Raw genomic sequence first — 7,337 nt, 5'->3', positions numbered from 1 at the left:
GGCGGCGATGCAAGCATCATGCCGATGAGACACATCGCAGTCCTCACGCCTGTCTTCGGGTCGCTTTCAGCGGTTCTGGCGTTCGATGCCGCGCCCGACGAGGCCGCGGATGCCGGGGAGGTTGATCGCTCGGATTGTGACGTCGTTCATCCAGACGTGGAACCGGCTCGGTGGCGCGTACTGGTACATGCTCGCGATGGGCGAGCGCCTGCCGCTTGACGATCTCGGGGCGTAGGCCGGTCTCCCATTCCCCATCCGGATCTGCCGCGATCCGCGCGCGCAGGTAGACGACGAGCCGTCACGCTCGGTGTTCGGCGTCCCGTGGTGTCCGGCATCCTGAACTGCCGATGAGCGTGCATGTGGACAGGGCTTGTCATACGGGGCAGCCGGGGCGGGTAGCATAATCCGCCCGTGAGTTCGATCATCAAGTTCTTCGTCGCTCCTGACAATGCGGCCGCGGCCAGCGTCGCGGAAAGCGGGCCTGGACCAGGCTTCGAGTCGGCCACCTACGGCAACTTTGACGTCTGGTCGATGCTTGAGGAGTGGGAGAGCCTCCTGATGGATCGGGACCTCGATGAACTCATAGCCGGCGGGGGCCCGGACGTGGTCAGCGGCGACGACTCGCCTTTGGTCCTACTCGTCCCTCCCGATCTCACGAAGGCGCTGGCCGTCGCCGGCGGCGAGACGCTGGGCAGGACCGCCGAGCGGTGGATCGAGTTGCGGTCCGAGGAAGGCGAAGCGATCGACGATGACTTGGCCCGTGAACTCTTTGGTGAGATCGCTGCTTTGGCAGCGAACGCAGCGCGAACGAAGAGTTCGCTCTACTGCTGGATCTGCTGAGGCGCCGGCCAGGAGGCGCACAATTGGCCGATGGCCGCGCGCCGGAGCAAGATCAGGTGCACGCATCTGCCGCGATCCGCGCCGGCCTTGACGGGACGGATGGTGACATGCGGGGTAAGGCTGGTTGAACCTCCGTGACAAGTCCACCCGATGGGCGATCATGGGAAGGTGTCTGATGGTGATCCCTTCAACCTGCCCAACCTGGCGCAGATCATTGACACCTACATGCATCGGATCCTGGGCAGCGGCGAAGACCCCGTGGACGTGCTCCTGGATCTGATGGGGGCACTAACCGTGCCGGCGCTTTTTCAGCACCTGTGGTGCGTCGGTGAGTTGTACGGCAATTTCGGCCTATTGTCGGACATCGTGGGCGCCTACCCCGTCGACTACGGTGCCAACGCCGAGACGATCGCCGCCCGCGAGATTCGCGATGCCGCTCGCGGCTGGCTTGCCATGCCGCGCACCGTCGAGGTTATGAAGCGCTACCTGGAGCAGTGGGATTCGAGGCTTGAAGCCTTACCAGCGACCCACGGAGGTCGGATAGTTCGACGTAAGGCGGAACATGCGGCGGAGCCGCCACCCACGAACGCTTGAATCAGCCAGCTCGACACAGCCGCTCTGGCAAAGCAAGATCGGGTGCGCGCATCTGCCGCGATCCGCGCGCTGCGGAGCGTGGCCACCCAGCAGCAGCCCTCGGAGTGTCCGGACATGCCGAGAACAGTGCGTTCCTTCCAGATCGCCTTTGCATCAGCAGAGAGTGGTTGCAGCCCTATCAGGCGGGCTGGGAGTCCCACCATCGCGGCGGGTCGACGAGCGAAGCTTCCGGATCGAGGAAGCTGAAGGGGACACCGAGATCGTGTGCCACCGCCGAGCCCTTGTACGTCGCTTCGGCGGCTGCCGGCATGTGTGGACCAGTACCGGTGAACGCCGGCGCGTCGCGACCGTCAACGAACGTCAGCTCCTGCTCGTCGAACTGCGGGTGGCGCGCGCTGGGCCGGTACACGATGGCAAGGAGGAGTATGCCCCACCTCGCCGTATCACCGTCCCACAGTGCCTCGATCGCCACGACCGGGTCGGTGATGGTTCTGGCCTGCTCGATGAGCCGCGACGCCGGCACGGGCGGTGGCGGAGGGTCCACCCGGTCCAGCGTCATGAGCTCGCAGCCACGTTCCTCCACGACGTTCAACGCATCGGGGATCGAAACCGGGCCGGCGGGACCGGCTCCTTCCCGCACCAGTGCGGCCGCGCTGACCTTGCTGCGGCGACAGATCAAGTCATCAACCCCCGCACGGACCTCCTCAGGTAGGGCCGCCCAGATTCGATCGTTGTCACCGGTCACATCGACCATCGTGCACGACGTGCGCTCGGTGCCGGCGACCCACTACCCGCCGGCACGTCCACCCGCGTGTCAGACCCGGGCTTGCACCTCAACAAGCGCATCCGGATCTGCCGCCGTTGGTGCGCTGCCGGGTGGTGCAGGTCAGGCGCCGAAGCCTGCGTAGCGGCCTCCGTAGCGGCGTGCGAGGGCTGCCAGCTGCGCCACCCGGGCATGATGGGCCGCGTCGGGCGGCAGGTCGGGGAATGCTGCGGCGATGTGTCGCCGACTCGGAGGGACAGGTCGCTCGAGCGATTGCTCGCTGGCCTGGCCGCCGAGGTCGGTCAAGCTCGCGATGCATGCGGCCACGGTTTCGGGCTCGTTGGGAAGGTCAAGGTAGTACGTTGTTCGCCGCGGCGACGGCTCGGGATAGTCGCCGTACTCTTCCGACATCGCCCAATGCATGCGTTGGCACAGATCGGCCAGCAAGGCATTCATCTCGCCGGCCGAGGCGCCGTCAGGCAACGGCCCATGGTCGGTAAGGCGGCTGAGCAGACGGCGCACCAGGTCCGGCGGGAGCTCGTCGGCCATGAGGTGACCATGGACGGTCACCAACACGCCGAACAGGGCCTGCAGATCCGACATGGGCAGTGCTCGAGTGGGCGATTCCATGCACGCCACGGTAGTGACCTCGGCTCACCTCATTGCTCGCCAACGTCAGCCGTCGCCCAAGATTGAATGCACTGTCATGCCGCGATCAGCGCGTTCGTCGGCCGCAGCACGGCGGGCGGCGCTGTCCGTGCGGCCGCGCGAACCACTTCGAGCAGTCAACGACCGCCGATTCCGGGCACCCATTCACGGCCGGCGTTCTGCCCGCCGCGCCGCGCGCTAATCTGCCGCGCATGGTCTACCGCGTCGGGGACGTGCTGCGTATCTCCTGCCCGTTCATGCCAACGGTCGTCACCGGCGTCGACGAGGCGCACGTCAGCGTCCGCTGGCCCTGGTGGGAGATCGACCCGGACGCGGAGGGCTCGCGCTGGAACGGCGAGGCGGCCCTGGGCCGCGCCGATCCGGACGAGCTGTACGCGACCGACCCGCCCTCCCTCCGCCTCGCACCGGGCGATACCTGCCGGGTCGGTATCCCGGCGCGGATCATCCACGTCATAGGTGTTCACGAGTACGACCCGCCGCAGGAGACGGGCTGGCTGCCCCGTCCGAGCCTGAGCCTGCTCGTTCTGCGCGCCGGTGAGGCTCCGGACGCGGCATCGGAGTTCCAGGGCACGAGCATCGAGCCCGGCGGCGGTGTTCCGTTCACGCTCGAACTGGTCTTCCGGCCGTACGCCTTCCTGGAGGCCGGCGACGACGTCGCCGACGCTGACGGTCGTGCGTGGCGCTTCGACGGTCCGTGGACCTGGGCCGCTTACGACAGCGCGGGCGGCGTGCCGGCCTGGCCCCTGACCCTACTGACCGGCGGAGCGGATCTGGCGGCGGTCGCGGCCGCGACCGCTACCGGTTCACACGAAGCCGAATTCACCCGCTGGCGTCGAGCGGCCGGCTTGCAACACGAGGCCCAGCCCCGCTGAGCAGGCCACGGCGCCCAGAGCTACCGGCGGCCGGCCCAAGTATCCGGATCTGCCGCGATGCGCGCGCCCGGCAGCGTCACGAGAGGCTGCGGTGATCGGTGTCCGGATCTGCCGAAAGTAGTGCGTCGGTAGCGAGCCGACGCCTATGGAGAAAGGCCTCGCCTCGCCTCGAGAACAGGGTGAACCGGGGTTGCCGGACAGAGTCGGGCATGGTCCACTGTTCCGCGCGTAATCACGGGGGTGCGGTGGAATGCCTGGTACGACGCTTCTGCCCTGGCAGGCGGGTCTCTGGATGGCGGGTTGCCTCGAGCGTCTCGCACCGTACGTGCGAGCGGGCGGCACGCCACGAGCGGCCGCGTTCTATCGGGACAGCGTCGACGCGTACTGGACCGGGCACGGCGAGCTCGCCGCGCCCGACGCGGAGCGGATCGCGGCAGTCGGCGCGAAGCTTAGCGACCTGTACGAGGACAGCATTGAGGCGCAGATCTTTGGAGTTGTCGTCGGGGCGGCCGAGGCTGCTCGGCAGCCCACCGCCGAATCCATGGAACAGCTTGTCGCGTGGACGGTGGACCTCTGGTCGGAGCTGGGGCCCGAGGACGAGGACTGGGGCGAGCGGGAGGCGCAGGCGCAGCGGGACACCGTAGCGATGACGCAGCAGCGTCCGGCGGAGGCTTCGGCCCAGATCCGGATGCTCTCCGCCCGGCTCGGTGCCGAATGGGCGGCCGGGCTTGCCAACCACGGCCTGCTGAACGCCGACCCGAAGCGACCGGAGATCGTGATACCCCCGCTCGACCTGCCATACCAGGTCGGTGACGTGGTGGCGGTGTCGTGCCCGTGGACCCCCACGGTGACCGCGCGCCGCGGCAAATACCACGCGGCGGTGCGCTGGCCGTGGGCCGTGCTCGATCCCGACTCGGCGTACCGGCCGAACGGCAGCTTCGCCTTTCCCGTCGACGAATCCAGCGAGCCGTGGTGGCCGTACCAGCTGCGTCCGCCGGCGGCCGAGCTCGACGAGGGCGACCGGTGCGTGGTCGGCATACCGCCGATGCGGTGCTACGTGATGCGATCCGACCGATACGACCCGCCAAGGGACGACGGCTTCCTGCCGAGACGCACAGCGAGCATCGCGCTGCTGCCAGCCGGCAGCGGCTACGCGGCCGCGGCGCACGTGTGGCTGGAGCGTGCCGAGCCGATCGAGATGAAACTGCTGCACCGCCCATACGGTGCGCTGCGCTCCGGTGACGTTGTCGACGACGCGAACAGTCACCGACTGCAATTCGTACCGCCGTTCCTGTTCTACGCCGACGGCCGTCGAGTGCGGCCGGCGTGGCCACTGGCTTTGGTGACACGGGACGGGGTCACGCCACCGCCGGACGCGGTCGACGCCGTCGCCACCGCGACCGCCCTCGGCAGTCATCCCGACGAAATCGAGCGCTGGCTCACCTGCAGCGAGGTGCCGTACACAGCCGCGGTCGCCGAAGAACTCTTCGACGAAACCTGAGCCGTTCACGAGAGCGAGCGACCGACGCCCACGCTGGTCGACGCAGACCCGATGCCGCCTCCGGTTATCGGGTAAAGGGTCAGACGCCCGCGCGTCGACCGAGATCAGGTGCACTGATCTGCCGCGATCCGGGCGCCAATAGCACGCGATAGGTAACCCTGAGTATCCGGATAAACCGACCGTGATCGCTGCGGTGCGATGAGGTGACGCTCCGCCGATGCTGGTCCATGCACCCGCGCGGCGGTCGAAACCCACCCAAGTGTCTCTGCCTGAACCTGGGCACGTTCGGGGTCTGTCGCTGATCTTGTGACGGCACGTTCAGTTCGGTAAGAGGATGCGCTTGCGGAGTAGGTCGAAGTTGGCGCGGCCGTAGCCCATGCGTTTGATCAGTTTGGCTCTGGTGTTCTGGCCTTCGACCTGGCCTGAGCTCCATGGGGTGGAGAGGCCGGCGACGACGGCGTCGTAGTCGTGGTGGAGTCCGTCGGCGAACTGCCGCAGGTGGGGTAGGTCGTCCTGGCGGACCTGATCGATCCAGGCTGGTAGTTCAGTACCGGTGAGGTTGGTCATCATGGCGGCGAACGCGCGCACGTGTCGGGCGGTGACGTCCAGGTGGGGGCAGGCGGCTTGGACGTCGCGGAGGGTCACGGTGTGGTCGGGGTGGAGTCGGTCGGGGTGGGTCAGGATCCAGGTCGCCGTGGCGCGGGGCGCCGGGATCGGCCGGGCCGCTGGCGGGGCGACCATGCCGGCTTTGAGCAGGCGGATGTATCGGCCGACGGTGCTGCGGTCTCCGGTGTATCCCTGTTCGCGGACCTGCCGGTAGAGGTGTGAGGCGTTGCGCTGACCCTGGGTGAGCTGCTCGTAGAGCCAGGGCTTGTAGGCGTCGAGCAGGGTCCGGCGGTGGATCGCCGGTGCGAGGAGCGCGTCGAGGCTGTCGGCGCGGGCGTAGCGGCGCACGGTGTAGTAGTCCAGGCCCAGGTCACGGCTGATGGCACGCAGCGACCGCCCGGCGGCGACCAGCTCCTGCACTGCGGCGTACCGGCTGCGGGTGCGGGCCACCAGCGGTCGGGGACGACCACGCACGTCGCAGTACTCGTCCGGCAGCGGTGGCGGCGGCACGTCGGCACAGGCCGGTTCCGCCGCGGCGAACGCGGTCTTGATGCACCCATGATGCGCCGCGACGGTCTTCTCCACGGCCTCGCACAGGTTGTGCCACAGGTGCCAGCGGTCCGCCACCTGCAGGGCTTGGGGTGCTCCGGCGCGGGCGGCTTCGGCGTAGGCGCGGCCACGGTCGCGGCACACCACCTCGATCTCGGGATGCGCGGCCAGCCATGCCGCCACCGGTGCCGCGTCGCGGCCCTCGATCACCTCGACGGGCCGCCGCGTCTCAAGATCCACCAGGATCGTCGCGTAGACGTGGCGCCGACGCAGGGCGAAGTCGTCGACGCCCACCACGCGCACGGCGCCGACGGGTTCCTCTGGCAGCGCGCGGACCAGGCGCAGCAGGGTGTCCTTCGCGACCGGAGCACCGAGCCGGCAGGCGAGCCGGGCAGCCGGCCGGGCCGCAAGCGCCACCGCGATCTGAGCAAGCATCCGCTGCAGCAGCGGAGTCCGCCGCGCATGCGGCCGGGTCAGATGCTCCACCTGCTCGACGAACGTCACCACCGGACAGGTGCCAGACACACACTTGAACCGGCGCATCACCAGCTCGATCACCACCGCACAACCGCCCAGCGCGGCATCCGCCAAACGGCGCGGATAGCGGCCATGCACCCGTCGTGATGGCGTACCGCAGCGTGGACAACATCCCCGGCGAGCACGGGAGTGACCACGCACCCGCACCGAGCCAGCCGACACCTCGACCCCGTCGATGACCACGTTGGACAGATGAGCAAGGACTCTCTTCAGGAATCGCGCAGGCACGGCGGAGATGATCACCACCGCCAGCCGTCGTCACAAGATCAGCGACAGACCCTTCGGTCGTACTTACCTGGGCACGTTGACTTGTACGCTGACAGCTGGGTCGCTGCCTCGGCGTGCTGCGGCGCTCAGAAGCATCGTGGCAGCGGGGTGGGGTGACAACAGCAGTGGCGGGGTCCGA

General features: G+C 68.3%; 8 protein-coding genes. 4 read left to right on the top strand and 4 right to left on the bottom strand.

The window, feature by feature from the left end:
- Window positions 1-66: 66 nt before the first annotated feature.
- Window positions 67-189: a hypothetical protein gene (locus AB0I41_RS34425; RefSeq protein ID WP_357115400.1), complete on the bottom strand. Its 123-nt coding sequence runs from the start codon at window positions 187-189 to the stop codon at window positions 67-69.
- Between the two features lie 222 nt (window positions 190-411).
- Between AB0I41_RS34425 and AB0I41_RS34420 the strand changes: the two genes are divergently transcribed.
- Window positions 412-840 (top strand): hypothetical protein, encoded by a 429-nt coding sequence (locus AB0I41_RS34420; RefSeq protein WP_357115398.1) that lies wholly within the window; start codon window positions 412-414, stop codon window positions 838-840.
- A 168-nt stretch (window positions 841-1,008) separates the two neighbouring features.
- Entirely contained in the window at window positions 1,009-1,434 is a 426-nt protein-coding gene (locus AB0I41_RS34415) for a hypothetical protein (protein WP_357115396.1), read from the top strand.
- Window positions 1,435-1,612: 178 nt separating this feature from the next.
- Here AB0I41_RS34415 and AB0I41_RS34410 read toward each other — a convergent pair whose 3' ends face one another.
- The gene (locus AB0I41_RS34410; RefSeq protein WP_357115394.1) at window positions 1,613-2,179 is read right to left on the bottom strand and encodes a hypothetical protein; all 567 of its coding nucleotides are present in this window, start codon (window positions 2,177-2,179) and stop codon (window positions 1,613-1,615) included.
- A gap of 141 nt (window positions 2,180-2,320) precedes the next feature.
- On the bottom strand, window positions 2,321-2,827 hold the full coding sequence (locus AB0I41_RS34405) for a hypothetical protein (RefSeq protein ID WP_357115392.1): 507 nt from the start codon (window positions 2,825-2,827) through the stop codon (window positions 2,321-2,323).
- Window positions 2,828-2,859: 32 nt separating this feature from the next.
- Between AB0I41_RS34405 and AB0I41_RS34400 the strand changes: the two genes are divergently transcribed.
- Complete coding sequence (locus tag AB0I41_RS34400) at window positions 2,860-3,738, top strand: hypothetical protein (RefSeq protein WP_357115390.1); 879 nt, start codon at window positions 2,860-2,862, stop codon at window positions 3,736-3,738.
- Window positions 3,739-4,030: 292 nt separating this feature from the next.
- A complete protein-coding gene (locus AB0I41_RS34395) occupies window positions 4,031-5,239 on the top strand; it encodes a hypothetical protein (RefSeq protein WP_357115388.1) in 1,209 nt (402 codons plus the stop codon).
- Window positions 5,240-5,557: 318 nt separating this feature from the next.
- Here AB0I41_RS34395 and AB0I41_RS34390 read toward each other — a convergent pair whose 3' ends face one another.
- A complete protein-coding gene (locus AB0I41_RS34390; RefSeq protein WP_357115402.1) occupies window positions 5,558-7,072 on the bottom strand; it encodes an ISL3 family transposase in 1,515 nt (504 codons plus the stop codon).
- Window positions 7,073-7,337: the final 265 nt, after the last annotated feature.

Source organism: Micromonospora sp. NPDC050200 (genome assembly GCF_040656135.1).
GTDB lineage: Bacteria > Actinomycetota > Actinomycetes > Mycobacteriales > Micromonosporaceae > Micromonospora.
This window is presented reverse-complemented; position numbering and strand designations above follow the sequence as displayed.